The organism is Hymenobacter mellowenesis (assembly GCF_030581005.1).
In the GTDB taxonomy this organism is placed as follows: Bacteria; Bacteroidota; Bacteroidia; order Cytophagales; family Hymenobacteraceae; genus Hymenobacter; species Hymenobacter mellowenesis.
In genome coordinates this window covers 446,955-465,845 of the sequence record NZ_JAUQSX010000002.1, presented here as the reverse complement: position 1 = coordinate 465,845, position 18,891 = coordinate 446,955, and the positions used below count along the sequence as shown (strand labels likewise).

Sequence of the window (18,891 nt, the reverse complement as noted above, 5' to 3'; positions counted from 1 at the left end):
GATTCAAGAAAGCCCTGCCCTTGCGGTGGGGCTTTCTTTTTTATGCATTCCGCGACAATAGATGTATGTACATTAATTGTATGTATCTTTGCTGCATGGAAAACTCAATCACCAGCGGCAACCTGACCAATGGGGGCGCTTACGTCGTGCCCGCGCAGACGCGCATTGGCCATATTCATTTGCAAGTCAGCGATATCGATAAGGCGCTGGGCTTTTACCGCGACATTCTGGGATTTCAGGTAGTGCAGCGGTTTGGCAACCAAGTGGCCTTTGTTTCGGCCGGCGGCTACCACCACCACATTGGGCTGAATACCTGGAACAGCCTGGGCGGCCCGCCGGCCCGCAAGCACGGCGCGGGGCTCTACCACACGGCCATTTTGTATGCCACGCGGGCCGAATTGGCAGGGGCGTTGAAGCAGCTGGCGCTGGCCCAATACCCCATCACCGGCTCGGCCGACCACGGCGTGTCGGAAGCCATTTACCTTGACGACCCCGACGGCAACGGCGTGGAGCTGTACTGGGACCGGCCCCGCGAAGAGTGGCCCCTGACGGCTTCGGGCGAGATACAGATGTACACCCGCGCCCTCGATTTGAACGCGCTGCTGGCCGAAGCGCCGCAATAAGGCCGAAATCCTGCGCGGCCGAAGGGAACGCGCCGCCCTATCTTTGCGTCTCGAATTTTTCACCTCTCGGTTTAACCTTCACCTCCCACCACTTCGCTCATGATAATCGGCGTTCCTAAGGAAATTAAAAACAACGAAAACCGCGTCGGCCTCACCCCCGCTGGCGTAGCCGAACTGCGCAAGCACGGCCACACCCTGCTGGTGCAAAGCACCGCCGGCGAAGGCTCGGGCTTCTCCGACGAGGAGTACCAGACGGCCGGTGCCACGATGCTCGCCACCATCGCCGATGTGTATGAGCAGGCCGAGATGATTATCAAGGTGAAGGAGCCGATTGCGGAAGAGTACCCGCTCATCAAGGAGAACCAGCTGCTGTTCACCTATTTCCACTTTGCTAGCGGCGAAGAGCTGACCCACGCCATGATTGAGCGCAAGGCCATCTGCCTCGCCTACGAGACGGTAGAACTCAGCAACCGCGCCCTGCCCCTGCTCATCCCGATGAGCGAAGTGGCCGGCCGCATGGCCCCGCAGGAAGGCGCCAAGTACCTGGAAAAGCCTCTCAAAGGCCGCGGCATTCTGCTGGGCGGCGTGCCCGGCGTGAAGCCCGCGCACGTACTGGTGCTGGGCGCCGGCATCGTGGGCACGCAGGCCGCGAAGGTGGCCGCCGGCCTCGGCGCGCAGGTGACGGTGATGGACATCAACCTGAACCGCCTGCGTGAGTTGGACGACTTCATGCCCAAAAACGTGGTGACGCAGTACTCAAACGAGTACAACATCCGCGAAGCCATCAAAACGGCCGACCTTATTGTGGGCGCCGTGCTGATTCCCGGTGCCAAGGCCCCGCACCTCATCACCCGGGACATGCTGAAGACCATGCGTCCCGGCACCGTGGTGGTGGACGTGGCCGTGGACCAGGGCGGTTGCATCGAAACCTGCCACCCCACCACGCACGAAAACCCCACCTTCATCATTGATGACGTGGTGCACTACTGCGTGGCCAACATGCCCGGCGCGGTGCCCTACACCAGCACCCTCGCCCTGACCAACGCCACCCTGCCCTACGCCGTGAAACTGGCCAACCAAGGCTGGCAGGAAGCCTGCCGCCGCGACGAGGCCCTGCGCCTCGGCCTGAACGTGGTGCACGGCGAGGTGGTGTACAAAGGCGTGGCCGAAGCCTGGGGCCTGCCGCTGGTTAGCGTGGACTCGGTGCTGGAAGGCGCGACGGTTTAAGTTAAAAATTGAGAATTAAAAATTAAAAATGCCTTCCCGCTTTGTTGTCGGGGAGGCATTTTGATGTTTTCTCTCGTCTAATTTTTAATTCCTAATTCTTTATTTTTAATTGACTTTGCTACCCTCCCCTGCCATTCGCCTGCTGCTGCGCCGATTTGCTTTGCTGATGGGCGTGTACACGCTGCTGCGGCTGGGCTTTTACGCTTTCAACTTTGCCACGTTTCGGGACATTGATACGGGCTCGGTGCTGCTGGCTTTCGTGCACGGGCTGCGCTTTGATGTGGCGGCTCTGCTCTGGCTGAACCTGCCGCTGGTGCTGTTTTCGCTGCTGGTGCCGGTGCGCAGCCGGATAGGCCAGCAGTGGCTGCGGGGGCTATTTGTGCTGGTGAATCTGCTGGGATTTTTGCTGAACGTTATCGACTGGCAGTATTTCAAGTTCATCGGGCGGCGGCTGAGCAACGAGTGGCACACCATTGGCGACGACCTATCGCGGCAGGCTGGCCAAATCGGGCTGCACTACTGGTACCTGGCCATTCCGCTGCTGGGGCTGGTGTACCTGCTGTGGCGCCTATGCCCCATGCCCACCCGGGCCGAGCTGGCGGTGCCGCCGCCCCGCGGCCGGCAGTGGCTGGGCCGGGCGCTGGAGTTTGCTGTGGTGGTGGCCCTAGTGGTGCTGGGCCTGCGCGGCGGGTGGCAGCTGAAGCCCCTGCGCACGGGTACAGCCTTCGAGCAGCAGCCCGCCGTGCTGGGCCATCTGGCCCTAAACAGCACGTTCACGGTGCTGAAATCCTTCGACGAAACGCCGGTGGAACGCGCGCACTACTTTGCCAGCATGGCCGCGCTGCGGCCGGCGCTGGCCGCCGCGCCGGTGCCCGCCCGGGCCACACCGCCGGTGGCCAACAACGTGGTGCTGCTGCTCATCGAAAGCTTTGGCTCGGAATACACGGGCGTGGAAAACGGTGGGCGCGGCGGCTACACGCCGTTTTTCGATTCGCTGGCCACGGCGCCCGGTGCCCTGCTCATGCGCGACAACTACGCCAACGGCCGCCGCTCCATTGAGGCGCTGCCAGCCGTGCTCTCGGGCCTGCCCTCGCTGATGGACGAGCCCTTCATCACCTCCAGCTTCCAGACGGCCGAGGTGCACGGGCTGGGCGAAATCCTGCGGCGCCACGGCTACGCCACGGCCATGTACCACGCCGGCACCAACGGCACCATGGGCTTCGATATGTTCAGCGGGATGGCGGGCATGCAGCGCTACTACGGCCTGAACGAATACCCCGGCGGCACCAAAAGCCCCGACTACGACGGCCACTGGGGCATCTTCGACGAGCCTTACCTGCAATTCTTTAACCGGCAGTTGACGGCCACCAAGCAGCCGTTTTTTGCCACGCTCTTCACGCTCAGCGCCCACGACCCGTTCACGATTCCGGCCCAGCACAAGGGGCAGTTTTCGGCGGGCACGCTGCCTATTCACCCCACCATTGCCTACACCGATTTGGCGTTGCGGCGCTTTTTTGCGGCCGCTCGCCGAGAGCCGTGGTTTGCGAACACGCTGTTTATTCTGACGGCCGACCATACGTCCCAAACCGACCAGCCCGGCTACCAAAGCCCGCTCGGCAACCACAAAACGCCGTTGCTTTTCTATCGGTCCGGCCAGCCCTTGCCCACCGCCAATCCGCACCGCATCACCCAGCAGGCTGACGTGCCGGCCTCGGTGCTCGACGTGCTAGGGCTGCCGCAGGAGCAAAAGCAACTGTTGCCCTTCGGTTCCTCGGTGTTTGATGCGGGCAGCCCGGGCCGCGCCTTATTCCGCGACGGCGACTCTTACTACCTCGTGCATTCGGATTTCGTGACCGAGCTGACCAACAAAAACGAAGTTCGGCTTTACCCTTATCAAACCCACTTCATCCCCACCAAACCCGTGGCCAATCCCGACCCGACACTGGTGAGAAAGTACGGCGATGAGCTACGCGCTTGCGTGCAATTTTATGTAAACGGCTTGGTGGACAACCAATTGTACAAATAGCATCAACTGCTTGGGCTCCGGGTGTCCTTCGTTTAGTCTCGTCTGTGGTTGGGTTTGTCCGCGAAACGGCAGGAAAGTCGCCAGTTTGTTCAGACACTAAAATATGACATATTCATGTCATAGCGCTGTAGGGCAATTGACGCGACCTTTGCGGCAGCTCCCAACGAGCGATTTAATTTTTGCGGCCTGCCATGCGCTTTGTTATTATCAGTTCCTGCATGCATCCCTGGGGAGGTAGCGAAGAACTTTGGGCGGAGGCGGCCCTGTGCCTGCAACAGGCCGGCCACCAGGTGACGGTTCTGAAAACGGTTTTTGAGGCGGAGCACCCACGGGTGCGGCAACTGCGGGCCGCGGGGTGTGCGGTAGAAGGCTTAAATCAACATTCGGCATTCGCCCGGCGGATAGTTAACCGGGCCTTGCCGGCCCGCTGGCAGTGGACGCTCCTCGACAGCCAGGTGGCACAGGTGCGGCAGCACCTGCGCCAGGCCCAGCCCGATTTGGTGGTGGTGGCGCAGGGCTCGAACTTCGACGGCATCCCGTTTGCCGATGCCTGCCGGCGCGGCAACCACCCCTTCGTGCTCATCTCCCAAAAAGCGGCCGAAATCTTTTTTCCGCCGGCACAGCTACGGGTGGCGGCGCGCCTGGCCTATCCGGCGGCCCGGCACTGCTATTTTGTATCGCAACACAACCTCGCGCTGACCCAGTACCAGATGGGCCTGGCGCTGGACCGCGCCAGCGTGGTGCCCAACCCGTTCAATGTGCCGCACGCCGGGGAGCTGCCCTGGCCGGCGCCGGGGGCCGTGGTGCGGCTGGCGTGCGTGGCCCGACTGGAGGTGCTGGACAAGGGCCAGGACGTGCTGCTGCAGGTTCTGGCGCTGCCAAAGTGGCGGCAGCGCCCCCTGCACGTTTCTTTTTTTGGAAGTGGCGTGGACGGGCCCGCCCTGCAGGACATGGCTGCGCTGCTTGGCCTGACCGGGCGGGTAACCTGGGCCGGGCAGGTACCGGACATTGCGGCCGTGTGGGCCAGCCACCACGCCCTGGTGCTGTCGTCGCGCTATGAGGGCCTGCCCCTGGCTTTGATTGAGGCCATGCTGTGCGGCCGGCCGGCCATTGCCACGGCCGCCGGCGGCACGGCCGAGCTGCTCGTGGACAACGAAACGGGGTTTCTGGCCGGTGCCGCCACCGTGCCCGCCCTCGACGAAGCCCTGGAGCGGGCCTGGGCCCGCTACGCCGAATGGCCGGCCCTGGGCCGGCATGCCGCCGCCCACGCCCGGGCCCAGGTACCGGCCAAACCCGGCCAGTTGCTCAGCCAGCTCCTATTGCACCAAGCCGCCACCGCCTAAGAGATTATAATCCAGCGCATAATCGTTCTTTCTATACACAAACTTCTACCTCTACATGCAACCCGGTTTAGTTTCCGTTATCATCCCTACCTACAACCGGGCCCACCTGGTGGCCGACGCCATTCGCAGCGTGCTAGCCCAGGACTATGCCCACAAGCAAATCATCGTGGTCGATGACGGCTCGACGGATGAGACGCGCCGCATCGTCGAGGGCTTTGCGGGGGTGGAATACCACCACCAGTCCAATCAGGGGCAGGCCGCGGCCCGCAACGCCGGCCTGCGCCACTGCCGGGGCGAGTATGTGGCCTCGCTGGATTCAGACGACATCTGGGACCCTGCTTTTCTGAGCGAAGGCATTGGCCAGCTGCTGCCGGAGCGCAGCATCGTGTTCATGAACTGGCGCACCAGCAACGGCAACAAAGGGCTGGAATCGTTTTTTCGACGGGCGGCGGTGCGGCGGCGCTACCTCACGCGGGCCCTCGGCAGTTGGTGGCACCTCGATGCGGCCCAAACGCGCCGCATGGTGCTGGAAATTTGCCCGGCGCCTTCGTCGGCCCTGATAATCCGGCGCTCGGCCATGCCCGGGGGCTGGAACGAACAGATGCGCATTGCCGACGACTGGTGCCTGCTGCTGGACATTGTGCTGCACCGGCCCACGGCGGCGGCTTTCACCATGGCGCCGCACTGGCTGAAACGCGTGCAGGGCGACAACATTTACGACGGCCGCAGCCACACGGCCATTGCTCAGGAGCTAAGCGCCCACGACGAGCCCCTGCTTCTGCGGCGCCACCAGGGCCAGCTGAGCCGGTCGGAAATCGCCATTTTTCAGCAGCAGCAGGCCGAGCATTACGTCAATTACGCCTACACCAGCTACAAGCATTCAGAAAAAAACGCCATGCTTCGCCACCTGCTGGCAGCCTTTCGGCTGGCGCCGTTTGCCACCGGCTGCTGCATCCTGCGGGAAGTAGCCGACTACGTGAAGCATTATTACGCCAAAAGCTACGCTCAATCGGCATGAAGCAGCCGCTGCATTTTGCCCCCGAGCACGGCCAGGGCCGCCCCCCACAGGCGCAGCCGGTGCCAGCTGTGCAGGCCAAACAGCCCGATGTGCAGGGCCAGTACTCCGGCGTCGGCGGGGTGGTGCCAGGCCTGCCCCAGCAGCAGGGCCAGGGGGTAGTACACCTCGTAGTAGTCGTTGAGCAGCAGGTGCTGCCCGGCCCGGGACTGGGCGATGACCACCGGCTGCTGCCACACGCGGGCGCGCAGGTAGGTGATGCTGCCGTAGAGGACCAAGGCCAAGTAAGCCAGCGGCTGGCGGCCGAGGTAGAGCAACAGCCCCAGGCCGACGGCCTCCAGCACCAGGGCGGCCACCGCCAGGCGGCGGCCCGCTGGCTCGCCGTGCCGCACCACGAAGGTGCCGACGCCTGCCCGCGCGTCGTTGGCGGCATCGCCCAACTGGTGCCACAGAATGTTGCGCAGCCCGCAGCCCACGGCCCAGGCCCCCACCGCCGCCAGCCACCACCCCAAAGCCGCCGCCCCCGCCCACTGGCTGACCAGCGCGGCGGTGAGCAGTTGGGGAAAAAGATGGGCGCCGGCCATATCGGCCAGCAGGCCCCAGCCGCCGCGTACCTTCAGGCGCACCGGCGGCAGCGAGTACAGCGAGTAGGCCACCCAGGCTCCCAGGTAGAGGCCGGCGGACATCGGGCTGACCTGCCAGAAATAGATGCCCGCCCACAGGCCCGCCGCCGCGCACCCGGCCAGCATGGCCGCCACCACGCGCGGCGACTGCCCGGCCAGGCGGTTGGGCTTGCCGGCGGCGTGGTCGTCGGCGCGGTCGGTCCAGTCGTTGAGCACGCTGACGTAGGTGGCCCCCACCGTGAGGGCCAGCAGCAACAGCAGCAGGCGCGGCAGCAAGGGCCACAAGGGCACTTGCGCGAAAGCTGCGGTGGCGTAGGCCGTGGCCAGAATCGGGGCAAACTTGAACGCCCACCACTCGCTGGCGCGAGCCATTCGCAGCAGCGCATAAGCGGCCCCGGCTGCGGGCGGCGTTCTATTATCCATCATCCTACTAGCGGCGTGAGCTGAAGCGCCGCGGTTGCAACGTTACCCCAAATGAAGGAAACAATTTACACTTCCCAGTCGCCCTTGCTGGCGCCGCGCGTCTTTTTGCGCGAAGTGCGGGCCGATTTGGGTGTGGTGTACCGCATCGGCTGGCAGCTGTTTGTGCGCAACCTCAAGGTGCAGGTGCGCCAGAGCCTGCTGGGCTACGCCTGGCTGCTGCTGCCGTCGCTGGTGACCGGGCTGGTCTGGATTTTTCTCGGGCGCAGCCGGGTGCTGAACGTGGCCTCGGGCGACGTGCCCTACCCGGCCTTCGTGCTGGCGGGCGTTTTTCTGTGGCAGGGCTTCGTGGAGGCGCTCAGCTGCCCGCTGCAGCAGCTTTCCAACGCCAAAGCCACCCTGGCCAAGGTGCGCGTGCCGCACGAGGCCTTTGTGGTGGCCGGCATGGCCGTGGTGGTGTTCAACAGCCTGCTGCGGCTGCTGGTGCTGCTGGCCCTGATGCGGTGGTTCGGGGTGCCTTTCACCGGCACGCTGGCGCTGGTGCCGCTGGGGCTGGGCGCGTTGCTGGGGCTGGGGCTGGCACTGGGCTGGCTGCTGGCGCTGCTGGGCCTGCTCTACGCCGACGTGGCCCAGGCCCTGCCCGTGGTGCTGAACCTGTGGTTTCTGGTGACGCCCGTGGTGTATGCGCCGCCCGCCAGCTTTGCCCGGTGGTTCAATCTCAATCCCGTGACGCCGCTGCTCATCACTGCGCGCCACTGGCTGCTAGCGGGGCCGGCGGCTCCCACGCCCGGGTTCTGGCTGGTGGCGGGGCTGGCGGGCGTGGCGTTGTTTGCTAACTGGCTGGCCTACCGCTTTGCGACGCCGCACCTTATTGCCCGTTTCTGATGCTCCGCTCCTTACCCCGGGCCTTGGTGGCCCGCTACGCACCGCCTGTTTTGAAAAAGCTCCTGCGCCGCGCCTGGCGCCGGGTGCGGGGGCTACGGACGCGCGGCCCCGGCCCTCGTCTGGTGTTTGCCTTTGCCGGGCGCACCGAGTACGCCCCCGGCACGGGCCGCGAGCTGTACGCGCACGAGCCAGTTTTTCGGGCCACCATTCAGGAGTGTGAGCGCATCAGCACGCAGCTGCTGGGGGGGCCGTCCATCATCGACAATTTCACCGGGCTGCCCGTGCCGGACTTCTTCGCCGATGAGGCCCGCCTCATGGTGACGAGTGTGGTGATGCAGATGGCCCTCGTGGACTTGTGGCTGGCCCAAGGGGTGCAGCCCACCGCCGTACTGGGCATTAGCGCGGGCGAAGCGGCGGCCGTATATGCCGCCGGAGGGCTGAGCCTGACGGATGCGATGCGCGTATGTCTGTGCTACTGCGCATTAGGCCAGGCAACTACCCGCAACTACGCGCTGCTGGTGGTGCAGGGCGACGCGGCGACGGTGGGCCGGCTGGCGGCGGGTTGCCCCACCGAGCTGTTCGTGGTTTTGGTGCTGAACGCCGGCAGCTGCCTGGCTTTTTGCCCCCAGCCAGCCGTGGAAGTGGCCCGGCAGTACCTGGCGGCCCACGCCATTGCCAGCACCGCCCCGCCGACCCGGCCCATCTGGCCCTACCATTCGCCGCACCTGGCCTGGCACCTCGACGCGCTGCGCGAGCCCCTGCTGGGGATGCAGCCCCAGCCCCTGGCCCTGCCCTGCTACCTGGGCGGGGCGGGCGGCCGGGTCCCCGTTGGCACGGTGCTGGGCATCGAGTACTGGCTGGCGGTGATTCAATATCCGGTGAATGCCCACGGCGCTTTAAATGCAGCGTTGACCGATGGCTTTTCGCTGTTCTTGCCCATCGGGGCCGACCCTTTCCCTTTCCTGACGGAGCCCGCGCAACGCGCCGTCCTCCAGGCGGTGCAGGTCCTGCCGGCGTTGCGGCCAGATGAGCCGGAGCGGAACACGCTGGCCGCCTGCCGGCAGCAACTGACTGAGCACAAGCTATTGGCTTCCAAAGCGCTGACCCGGCCGGTGCTCAGCCCCACCGATTTTGTGGGCCAGTTTTCGCTCCGGGCGCTGGCCTCCGCGGCCGACCCCTATCCTGCTTTTGCGCATTTGCAGCAGTTGGGCAGCCTGCATTTTGCGCCGAGCGAAGGCGGCTGGCTGGTGCTGAGCGTGGAGCTGGTGAATGCCGTGCTCCGCGAGCCGACGGTATTCTCAAGCACTATCAATTCGGATTTCGATACGGAGCTCATCGGGGCCGACCCGCCGCTGCACACCCTCAACCGGCAGCTGCTGCAATCCTTCTTCGCGCCTAAGGAGCTGGCCGCGCTTCGTGGCTTCACCGAGGGCATGGTGGCCGAGCTGGCGGCGGCAGCGCGGGGCCGGCCCTCCTTCGATTTTGTGACGGAACTGGTGATTCCGCTGACGCAGGCGGTGAGTGCCCGGCTGCTGGGGCTCGGCACCGCCGAACGCCAGCAGCTGCAAGCCAGTCTGCCCGGCCCCACCTATGCGCTGGGCTACGTGGCGGAGCTGAACAGCTATCTGGCTAATTACTTCGAGCAGAAGCAGCCGACGGACGCGCCCCTGCTCCTGAACTGCCTCCTGCTGCTTATCCGGGACGGCCAGACGACGGCCGCGGTGGCCGTGAGCCTGGCCCAAACCATGTGGATGGCCAGCATCACCACCACCAGCATGCTGATTAGCAACGTGGTGCACTACCTACTCACCCATCCCGTCGTAGCCGACCAGCTGCGCGCCCAGCCTGAGCTCATTGATGCGTTTATTGAGGAAATTCTGCGCCTGGAGCCGCCGCTCGGGGCCCTGTGGCGCACCGTCACCCAGCCCGTGACGCTGGGCGGCCAGGAAATTCCCGCCGGGGCCTCCGTGGTATGCAGCATCGTGGCCGCCAACCGCGACCCCGCCCGCTACGCCCGCCCTGATGAGCTGGACCTGCACCGCCGCCCCGCGCGGCACCTGTCGTTTGGGGGCGGCGTGCATGCCTGCCTGGGCGCCCACCTGGCCCGGCTGGAGGCGCGGGTGGTGGTGGAGTGGCTGCTGGCCCACGGCCCGGCCCTGCGCCTGACCAACGCCTCGGCCCCGCCCGAGTACTTCCCGACCCAGCATTTCCGGGCCCTGGCCACCCTGCCCCTCACCTTACAGACCACCACCGCCTGATGGCCGCCTCCACTACCCCGCCGGACGCCGTGGTTACGGTGCGTAACCTGTCCAAAAAATACTGCCGCCAGCTGCGCACCTCGCTCTGGTACGGGCTGCGCGACATCGCCGCGGAGGCCTGGCCGGGCGCCCGGCCGCCGGCCCGGCTGCGCCGCGACGAGTTCTGGAGCCTGCACGATTTGTCGTTTGAGCTGCGGCGGGGCGAAGCCCTGGCCATCATCGGGGCCAACGGGGCCGGCAAGAGCACCCTGCTCAAGTTGCTCAACGGCCTCATCAAGCCCGATGCCGGCAGCATCCGCCTGCGGGGCCGGGTGGGCGCCCTCATCGAGCTGGGCGCGGGCCTCGACCCGGTGCTGACCGGCCGCGAAAACATCTTTTTGCGGGCGGCGCTGCTGGGCGTGGGCCGGGCGCAGGCGCTGCCGCTGCTGCCGGCCATCATCGAGTTTACGGGCCTGGGCGAGGCCATTGAGATGCCCGTGCAGTTCTACAGCTCGGGCATGGTGGCGCGCCTGGCCTACGCCGTGGCCGCCCACCTGCACCCCGACGTGCTGCTGGTGGACGAGGTGCTGGCCGTGGGCGACTTCGACTTCCAGCGCAAGTGCATTCACCACATGATGAGCTATTTGGCGGCGGGCGGCTCGCTCATTCTGGTTTCGCACCAGCCCCACCACATTCAGGCCGTGTGCCGCCGCGGCCTGGTGCTGGAGAAGGGCCGGTGGGCGTTTGAAGGCACGGCCACCGAGGCGCTGGACTATTATTTTTCCCGGCAACTGGCTGAGGCTGACCGCGCCGCGCAGGCGCAGCCCGTGCCGGCGCTCGACGCGGCGCGGCCCGTGGTCATTGAGGAGCTGACGATAACGGGGGCCGGGCCGGCGGTGCTGGCCGGCGAAGGCACGACGGTGACCCTGACCTACCAGGCGCTGCAACCGCAGGAAAATACCTGCTGGGGGTTTTTCTTCTACACGCCCGATGGCAGCGTGTGCATCACCGGGGCGTCCTCCCCGTCGGCGCGGCTGGCGGCCGGGCGGCATGCGCTCACCTGCCACCTCCCGCGCCTGCCGCTCACGGCCGGCGAATACCTGGTAAAATCCATGATAGTCGAGCTGGCAGCCTTGCAGCCCCTGGCCATGCGGGGCTGGGAAGACGCGCCCACCCGCCTGCGGGTCGAAACCCCGGAGGCCAGCATGCAGGCCAACGCGCACCGCATGCTCCAACAACTCACCACTTTGGAAGTAGAATGGAACCACTAACCACGTCCTCCGTCGCGCCGGCACCACCCGCGGCCATCGCGCAGGCCCTTGCCCGGGGCGTGACCTATTTGGAGCAGCACCAGTACCCCAACGGCGAGTTTTGCAGCTACTTCGCGCCCGACGACGCCATCCAGGGCTGGTGCCTGCCCGACAGCGCCGTGTTTCCGGCGGCCCTGGTAGCGGGCTGCCTGCTGTGGCTGCCCCTGACGCCGCAGGTGGATGGCATCCTGACGCGCGCCACTACTTTTTTTGAGCACCAGATGAACCACGGCGGCTTGTGGAACCACTTCACGACGCTGCACCGCTGGCGCCACACCTGCCCGCTCGACGTGGACGACACCGCCTGCGTGTCGGCCATTCTGCGGGCCCGGGGGGTGGCCTGCCCGCGCCCCAGCAACGTGCCGCTGCTGCTCGCCAACCGCAACAAGCAGGGGCTATTCTATTCCTGGTTTTTGCTGCGGCTGCGCTGGAACCGCAACCGCACCTACTGGCGCGTGACGCTGCCGGAGCTGCTGCGGCCCGTGCAAAGCCTGCTGTTCTGGTTCAACGTAGAGGCCAGCCGCAACGACGTGGACGGCGTGGTGAATGCCAACGCCCTGTACTACCTCGGCCCCGGCCCCGAAACCCAGCCCATCGTGGACTTCCTGCTGCGCATCATTGCCGAAAAGCGGGAAGCCGACTGCGACCTCTGGTACCGCGACGCGCATTTCGTGTACTACTTTTTTACCCGGGCCTACCACAGCGGCGTGCCGGCGCTGGAGCCCCTGCGCCAGCCCATTATCGACCGCATCCGGGCCCGCGCCCGCCCCGACGGCCGCCTGGGCGACACCCTGGCCGACACCGCCTGGGCCGCCTGCAGCCTGCTCAACCTCGGCAGCCACCCGCCGGAGCTGGCCGCCGCCATCGCCTACCTGCTCCGGACCCAGGAAGCCGCCGGCAACTGGCCGCGCTGGCTGCTGTACTACGGCGGCCCCAAAAAGCGCATGGGCTGGGGCTCGGAGGAAATGACCACCGGCTTCTGCCTCGAAGCGCTGGCCCGCTACCAGGCCAGCCGGCCCACGACGTAACCCCTTCCGGCTGATGGAACCCCTTTCCCCGGTGCCCGCCAACCGCTATGCGGAGCTGGATTTGCTGCGCTTTCTGGCGAGCCTGGCCGTGGTGCTGCTGCACTTCACCTACAGCATGCCGCGGGTGGCGCACATCGGCCCGACCTTTCCGGTGCTGGGCGGCATTTTCCGCTACGGCTACCTGGCGGTCGACCTGTTCTTCATGATTAGCGGCTTTGTGGTGGTGAAATCGGCCCGCCCCAAAGCCCTCCCGCAGTTCGCCGTGGCGCGCATCACGCGGCTCTACCCGGCCTACTGGCTGAGCTGTGGGCTGACCTTTGTGGGCCTGCATGTCGTGGGCAGCGGCGCGGCCTCCTGGCGGCAGCTGCTGTTCAACCTGACCATGTTGCAGGAGTTTTTTGGCCAGCCTCACCTCAACGGGGTGTACTGGTCGCTCACCTACGAGCTGACGTTCTGCTTTTTGGTGGCCCTGCTCATTGCCGGCCGGCTCTGGCGGCTGCATTTCCCGGTGCTCCTCGGCTGGCTGGCCTACACGCTGGTAGCCGGGCCGCTGCCGCCGGCTCACTTGTTCAGCTACCTTTTCATTCCCAAGCACAGCGCCTATTTCATCGCGGGGATGCTGTTCTACGTGCTGCAATCGCGCCGGCACGCGGCCTGGCAGGTGCACCTGGCCTTATTTGCCGCCCTGGCGCTGGCCCTGCGGAGCGACCGCGCCGAGCGGCAGCTGGCCCAGCAGTTTTATCACGATGCCCCGCTCAATGGGGTGCTGACGGCCGGCCTCATCGTCCTGTTTTTTCTGGTGCTCTATTGCATTCTGGTGCGGCAGTGGCGCTTGCCGGCCCACCCGGTCTGGGGTTGGCTGGGCAGCCTCACCTACCCTTTGTACCTGCTGCATGGCACCGGGGCCGCCGTGCTGGGGCCGCTTGCGGGCCGGCTCAACAGCTACCTGCTGCTGGGGGGCGCCCTGGCCCTGGTGCTGCTGCTGGCCGGGGCCGCCCACGCGCTGGTAGAGCGCCCCCTGAGCCGGCGGCTGGGCCCTTGGCTCGCGCAACTGCTGGCGACTGCGCGCCTGCGATACATATAGCTGCATACTAATATTTTGCCACAAATTATTACTCATGCCCCAACACCTCGAAAAAATTAATGTGCTGCGCGGCGTGGCCATTATGCTCGTGTTTGGCTACCATTCCCTGCTGGTTGTCTTTGGGCAATACGAAATCTACGAGTACAGTCCGTCCGGGCTCTGGATTGATTTTGCCCGGTATGCCCCGGGTCGAATCGTGCTGGGCCTGACGCCTCCGGGCCTGGGCGCGCAGGGCGTGACGCTCTTTCTGGTTATTTCGGGCTTCCTCATCCACTGGGGCTTCCTGAAAAGTGGGGCCACTTTTCGATTCGGCGAGTTCTTCAACAAGCGCTTCTGGCGCATCTACCCGCCCTACCTGGTGGCGGTGGCCGTGTTCGGCCTCAGCCTCGGCACGGGCGGGCTGTTGAGTCTGCTCACCCACATCACGCTCACCCACAACCTGTTCGAGCGTACCTTTTTCACCATCAACCCTTCGTTCTGGTCGCTGGCTCTCGAAGCGCAGCTGTATGTCCTTTATCCGGTGTTTTTGCTGCTATGCCGCTGGTTGGGAGGCGTGGGCAAGGCCACGCTGGCTGTGGCGGCACTCACGGGGCTGGCCATGGCGTTAGAAGTCGGCTTACAAACCCGCTCCCCAACTCTTTGGCTTTCCGTAACCAATCTCTGGATTGTGTGGGTGCTCGGGGCGTATTTTGGCGAACGTTTTTTCTACGGCAAGCGCATTTTCACGCGCGGCGCCGGCTACCTGGCGGGCGCCTACGGGCTGCTTACCCTATCTGCACTCACGCCAGTATATGCGTTGCTGGGCCGGGTGCTGTTCAGCCTGTTTTTCATTTGCCTGATGGATTGGTACCTGTACCTACCCGCGCCGGCCACCTCGGCAATGGGCCAGGCGCTGACGCGCCTCACGGCACGGGTGGGCCTTTATAGCTACAGCATCTACCTGTTTCACCAGCCCTTTCTGGCCAACATCATTCAGTTCTTCAGCTTCGGGCAGAAGAGCAAGCCGGTGCTGGCCCTGGCCGTGGCCGCGGCGTTTGCGCTCCTATTCATCATTGCCCACTTCACCTACCGCTGGCTCGAGCTGCCGGCCATTCGCTGGGGCAAAACGCTGTACATCCGGTCGCACCGGCCCGTGCCTGCCGCAGCCGTTTCAAGGGGTTGATTTTAGCTTCACCGCGTCGGTAAAGGCGGGAATTTCGGCCAGCCGCTCGTTTGTGCGCGTCTCGAAATCGACGCGCCAGCAGTAGTGCACCAAGCCGTTGGTGAGCAGCAGCAGCGGCGCGCCGATGGTCTGGTTGTAAGTGGCCGCCTGCCGGGCCACGGCCGCATCGATGGCCACGCTGGGCGCCTTGCACTCCACCAGCAGCAGGGGTTGGCCTGCCGGGTTGAGGGCCAGCAGGTCGGTGCGTTTCTGGCGCTGGTTGTAGCGCAGGCCGCGCTCCAGGGCCAGCAGGCCGCGCGGGTAGCCAAGGTCGTTTATCAAATAATGGACGACGTGCTGGCGCACCCACTCCTCGGGCGTGAGCACGACGTGTTTGCGGCGGAGAATATCCCAGATAAGGGGTTGATTTGTGGCCGATTTCGTAAGTTTGGCCTCGAAAGGCGGCAGGTCCAGGGCTTGCATCACCTCCAAAGGTAGGGGTCTGACATCGAGTGACTGAGCAACTGAGTGGCTAAGTGACGCCGAAACGCATACCCTTTTCTCACTCCCGAACTTAGCCATTCAGCCACTCAAAACCCCTTTATGAAGACCAAAGAAGAAATCGTCAATAACTGGCTGCCACGCTACACCGGCGTGCCTCTGAACGAGTTTGGGCAGTACATCCTGCTCACCAACTTCAGCAACTACGTGTACATGTTTGCCGAGCAGTTTGGCACCGAAGTGCGTGGCACCGACAAGCCCATGCAAACGGCCACCGCTAACGGCATCACCATCATTAACTTCGGCATGGGCTCGCCCATGGCCGCCACGGTGATGGATTTGCTTTCGGCCATCAAGCCCAAGGCGGCGCTTTTCCTGGGCAAGTGCGGCGGCCTGAAAAAGACCAAGCTGGGTGATTTGGTGCTGCCCATCGCGGCCATTCGCGGCGACGGTACGTCGGACGACTACCTGCCCAAGGAAATTCCGGCTCTGCCCTCCTTCCGGCTGCAACGCGCTGTATCGTCGATGATTAAAAAGCACGAACTGGACTACTACACCGGCACCGTGTACACCACCAACCGCCGCGTGTGGGAGCACGACGCCGAGTTCAAGGACTACCTGCGCCGCGTGCGCGCCCTGGCCGTGGACATGGAAACGGCCACCATTTTCGTGTGCGGCTTTATGAACGACATCCCCCACGGCGCCCTGCTGCTGGTGAGCGACAATCCGATGACGCCCGAAGGCGTGAAAACCTCGGAATCGGACTCGAAAGTGACCACCAATTTCGTGAAGCAGCACCTGCAAATCGGTATCGAGTCGCTGCAGGAGCTGCAGTTCTCGGGCGAGTCGGTGAAGCACATGCGCTTTGAATAAGGACCGCAGATTTTAACGGATTTGACGGATTTCGCAGATTCGACGGTCTGCAATTAGCACGTCATGCTGAGCGCAGTCGAAGCATCTCGCGTGTGGTAGTAATTCTTTTCTGGCGATTGGATTTACTATTGCACGCGAGATGCTTCGACTGCGCTCAGCATGACGTTTTTTATTGCCATCACCAATCCCAGCTCATGAACTTTACTGCTTCTACTTTTCTTCCCAAACTCGCCGCGCCCATGCTGGCCCTGGCGCTGCTCAGCAGCTGCGGCACCAAGCGCGAAGCGGTGGATTTGCTCGTAACCAATGCCACGGTTTACACCGTCGATTCGACCTTCAGCAAGGTCGAAGCCTTTGCGGTGAAGGACGGCAAGTTTGTGGCGGTGGGCCCGGCCGCTGACCTCAAAGCGAAGTACCAGGCGGCGCAGGAAGTGGATGCGGGCGGCAAGTTCATCTACCCTGGCTTTTACGACGCGCACTGCCACTTTTACCGCTACTCCCTGGGCCTGAGTTACGCCGATTTGGTGGGCACCACTTCTTGGGAAGAGGTGCTGCAAAAGCTACAAATGCACCGCCAGAAGTATCCGCAGGCGACTTGGCTACTGGGCCGCGGCTGGGACCAGAACGACTGGCCCGACAAGCAGTTTCCGACCAAAGACAAGCTGGACCAACTGTTTCCCGACGTTCCGGTGGCCCTGATTCGGGTGGATGGCCACGCGGCCATTGTCAACCAGAAAGCCCTGGACCTGGCCGGTGTGACAACCCGCACGCCCATCAGCGGCGGCACCATCACACGGGACGCCCAGGGCCGCCTCACCGGGCTACTCGTTGACAATGCCCAGCGCCTGGTGGGCAAGGACATCGCCGAACCATCGCCGGCCGAAGCCACGCAGTTGCTGATGCAGGGCCAGCAAAACTGCCTGGCCGTGGGCCTCACCAGCCTTGCCGACGCCGGCCTCGATAAGGCCAACATCGACCAGATGGCCGCCCTCCAGCAGCAAAAGAAGCTCAAGCTGCGCCTCTACGCCATGCTGACTCCCACGCCCGAAAACCGCGCCCACTACCTCAAAAATGGCCCGGTGCTCACCGACAACCTCACCGTCGCGTCCTTTAAGGTGTACGCCGACGGGGCGCTGGGCTCGCGCGGGGCCTGCCTCGTGAAGCCGTATGCCGACCGGCCCAAGGAAACCGGCTTCCTGCTTTCCACCGTGAAAGAATACCGCACCCTGGCCAAGGAATTGGCCGCGTCGAAGTTCCAGATGAACACCCACGCCATCGGCGATTCGGCCAACCGCATCATCCTCAACATCTACGGCGAAGCCTTGAAGGGACAGAAGGACCGCCGCTGGCGCATCGAGCACGCCCAGGTCATCACCCCCGCCGACATGCCCAAGTTCGGGCAGTTCGGCATTGTGCCCTCGGTGCAGCCCACCCACGCCACCTCGGATATGTACTGGGCCGGCGAGCGCCTCGGAGCCGAACGCCTGAAAACGGCCTACGCCTACAAAGAATTGCTGAAGCAGTACGGCCAACTGGCCCTAGGCTCCGACTTTCCGGTGGAAAACATCAACCCGCTGTTCGGATTCCACGCCGCCGTGGCCCGGCAGGATGCCAAGAACTACCCCGCCACCGGCTTCCAGATGGAAAACGCCATTTCGCGCCCCGACGCCCTGCGCGGCATGACCACCTGGGCCGCCCACGCCGCCTTCGAGGAGAAGCGCAAAGGCCAGATAAAGCCCGGCATGCTGGCCGATTTCGTGGTGCTGGACACCGATTTGCTGACCGCGCCCAAGGAGCAGCTGCGCGGCGCGCAGGTGCTGCAAACGTGGATTGGCGGGGAGAAGGTTTTTGGGAGGAAGTAGCAGTTCCAACAAAAGCAAAAAAGAACGTCATGTTGAACAGAGCCAAAGCATCTCTACTGCAATAGTAACCCACCATTAGGATTAGTTACGCGGTAGAGATGCTTCGACTTCGCTCAGCATTACGTTCCTTTTGATGCCTTGCAAACCAGGCAGCCTATTTCTCGTCGGCGCTCGGCCCGTACAGGCCGGGCACCGGAATGTCGAGCAGCCGCAAATACACCGTGAGTTGACCGCGGTGATGGATGCTGTGGTTGAGGCCCATGATGCGGATGGCGGCGCCTTTGGGCATCTCCATGATGGTGTGCTCGCCGCGGTGCAGCTTGAAATTGTGAGTTAGCTTCTCGTCGTCAGTTTGCTGAAGCTCCTTTTTCAGCGTGGCGCTGTACTCATCGAAGCGGGCCAGTAGTTCCTCCAGGCTGGTGGGCGTGGGGCCGGGCTTGGGCGCGTTGGGTTCGAGGAAATCACGCGAGTCGTGCGTGACGAACAGCGTGTTGAAGGCCAGCAGGTTTACCACGTGCGTGGCCAGCTGCCACAAACTCATGCTCTTGGGGTGGGGCTTGTAGTCAGCCTTGTCGAAGGGCACACGCTCGATGGTTTTGCGGGTCTGGGCCAGCTCGTGGTCGAGCTCGGCGAGGATGTTTTTTTGGATGGAGGAGGTGTACATGGAGCGCTGAAATGGGTGAAAATTTCGCT

Annotated in this window: 16 protein-coding genes; 13 read left to right on the top strand and 3 right to left on the bottom strand. The window is 64.2% G+C overall.

Annotation, left to right across the window (positions count from 1 at the left end):
- Positions 1 to 95 precede the first annotated feature (95 nt).
- The 5 genes from Q5H92_RS05990 (at position 96) to Q5H92_RS05970 (ending at position 6,237) form a co-directional block, all read left to right on the top strand.
- On the top strand, positions 96 to 623 hold the full coding sequence (locus Q5H92_RS05990; RefSeq protein WP_305010587.1) for a VOC family protein: 528 nt from the start codon (positions 96 to 98) through the stop codon (positions 621 to 623).
- Positions 624 to 722: 99 nt separating this feature from the next.
- On the top strand, positions 723 to 1,850 hold the full coding sequence (gene ald / locus Q5H92_RS05985; protein WP_305010586.1) for an alanine dehydrogenase: 1,128 nt from the start codon (positions 723 to 725) through the stop codon (positions 1,848 to 1,850).
- 115 nt (positions 1,851 to 1,965) lie between these two features.
- Entirely contained in the window at positions 1,966 to 3,876 is a 1,911-nt protein-coding gene (locus Q5H92_RS05980) for an LTA synthase family protein (protein ID WP_305010585.1), read from the top strand.
- 191 nt (positions 3,877 to 4,067) lie between these two features.
- Entirely contained in the window at positions 4,068 to 5,219 is a 1,152-nt protein-coding gene (locus tag Q5H92_RS05975) for a glycosyltransferase family 4 protein (RefSeq protein WP_369811119.1), read from the top strand.
- A 55-nt stretch (positions 5,220 to 5,274) separates the two neighbouring features.
- Positions 5,275 to 6,237 (top strand): glycosyltransferase family 2 protein, encoded by a 963-nt coding sequence (locus Q5H92_RS05970; RefSeq protein ID WP_305010584.1) that lies wholly within the window; start codon positions 5,275 to 5,277, stop codon positions 6,235 to 6,237.
- On the opposite strand, the gene Q5H92_RS05965 is transcribed toward Q5H92_RS05970, so the two are convergent.
- Positions 6,225 to 7,283: a UbiA family prenyltransferase gene (locus Q5H92_RS05965; RefSeq protein ID WP_305010583.1), complete on the bottom strand. Its 1,059-nt coding sequence runs from the start codon at positions 7,281 to 7,283 to the stop codon at positions 6,225 to 6,227. The genes Q5H92_RS05970 and Q5H92_RS05965 overlap by 13 nt on opposite strands.
- Positions 7,284 to 7,331: 48 nt before the next feature.
- Between Q5H92_RS05965 and Q5H92_RS05960 the strand changes: the two genes are divergently transcribed.
- The 6 genes from Q5H92_RS05960 to Q5H92_RS05935 are packed head-to-tail and all read left to right on the top strand — an operon-like array spanning position 7,332 to position 14,983.
- Positions 7,332 to 8,162: an ABC transporter permease gene (locus tag Q5H92_RS05960; RefSeq protein ID WP_305010582.1), complete on the top strand. Its 831-nt coding sequence runs from the start codon at positions 7,332 to 7,334 to the stop codon at positions 8,160 to 8,162.
- Entirely contained in the window at positions 8,162 to 10,420 is a 2,259-nt protein-coding gene (locus Q5H92_RS05955; protein ID WP_305010581.1) for a cytochrome P450, read from the top strand. Before Q5H92_RS05960 ends, Q5H92_RS05955 begins: the two co-directional genes overlap by 1 nt.
- Complete coding sequence (locus tag Q5H92_RS05950) at positions 10,420 to 11,670, top strand: ABC transporter ATP-binding protein (RefSeq protein ID WP_305010580.1); 1,251 nt, start codon at positions 10,420 to 10,422, stop codon at positions 11,668 to 11,670. Before Q5H92_RS05955 ends, Q5H92_RS05950 begins: the two co-directional genes overlap by 1 nt.
- Positions 11,658 to 12,737: a hypothetical protein gene (locus tag Q5H92_RS05945; protein ID WP_305010579.1), complete on the top strand. Its 1,080-nt coding sequence runs from the start codon at positions 11,658 to 11,660 to the stop codon at positions 12,735 to 12,737. The genes Q5H92_RS05950 and Q5H92_RS05945 overlap by 13 nt, the downstream gene beginning before the upstream one ends.
- A 13-nt stretch (positions 12,738 to 12,750) precedes the next feature.
- Entirely contained in the window at positions 12,751 to 13,821 is a 1,071-nt protein-coding gene (locus tag Q5H92_RS05940) for an acyltransferase family protein (protein ID WP_305010578.1), read from the top strand.
- A 34-nt stretch (positions 13,822 to 13,855) separates the two neighbouring features.
- Positions 13,856 to 14,983 carry an acyltransferase family protein gene (locus tag Q5H92_RS05935; RefSeq protein ID WP_305010577.1) on the top strand — a complete coding sequence of 376 codons (1,128 nt, stop codon included), beginning with the start codon at positions 13,856 to 13,858 and terminating at the stop codon, positions 14,981 to 14,983.
- Here Q5H92_RS05935 and Q5H92_RS05930 read toward each other — a convergent pair.
- Positions 14,972 to 15,445 (bottom strand): type I restriction enzyme HsdR N-terminal domain-containing protein, encoded by a 474-nt coding sequence (locus tag Q5H92_RS05930; RefSeq protein ID WP_305010576.1) that lies wholly within the window; start codon positions 15,443 to 15,445, stop codon positions 14,972 to 14,974. The genes Q5H92_RS05935 and Q5H92_RS05930 overlap by 12 nt on opposite strands.
- 120 nt (positions 15,446 to 15,565) lie before the next feature.
- Between Q5H92_RS05930 and Q5H92_RS05925 the strand changes: the two genes are divergently transcribed.
- Entirely contained in the window at positions 15,566 to 16,336 is a 771-nt protein-coding gene (locus Q5H92_RS05925) for an AMP nucleosidase (protein ID WP_305010575.1), read from the top strand.
- A gap of 194 nt (positions 16,337 to 16,530) precedes the next feature.
- Complete coding sequence (locus tag Q5H92_RS05920; RefSeq protein ID WP_305010574.1) at positions 16,531 to 18,198, top strand: amidohydrolase; 1,668 nt, start codon at positions 16,531 to 16,533, stop codon at positions 18,196 to 18,198.
- A gap of 154 nt (positions 18,199 to 18,352) precedes the next feature.
- Here the strand turns inward: Q5H92_RS05920 and Q5H92_RS05915 are convergent, their stop codons facing one another.
- Positions 18,353 to 18,862, bottom strand: coding sequence for a DinB family protein (locus Q5H92_RS05915; protein ID WP_305010573.1), 510 nt, complete (start codon positions 18,860 to 18,862; stop codon positions 18,353 to 18,355).
- Positions 18,863 to 18,891 lie beyond the last annotated feature (29 nt).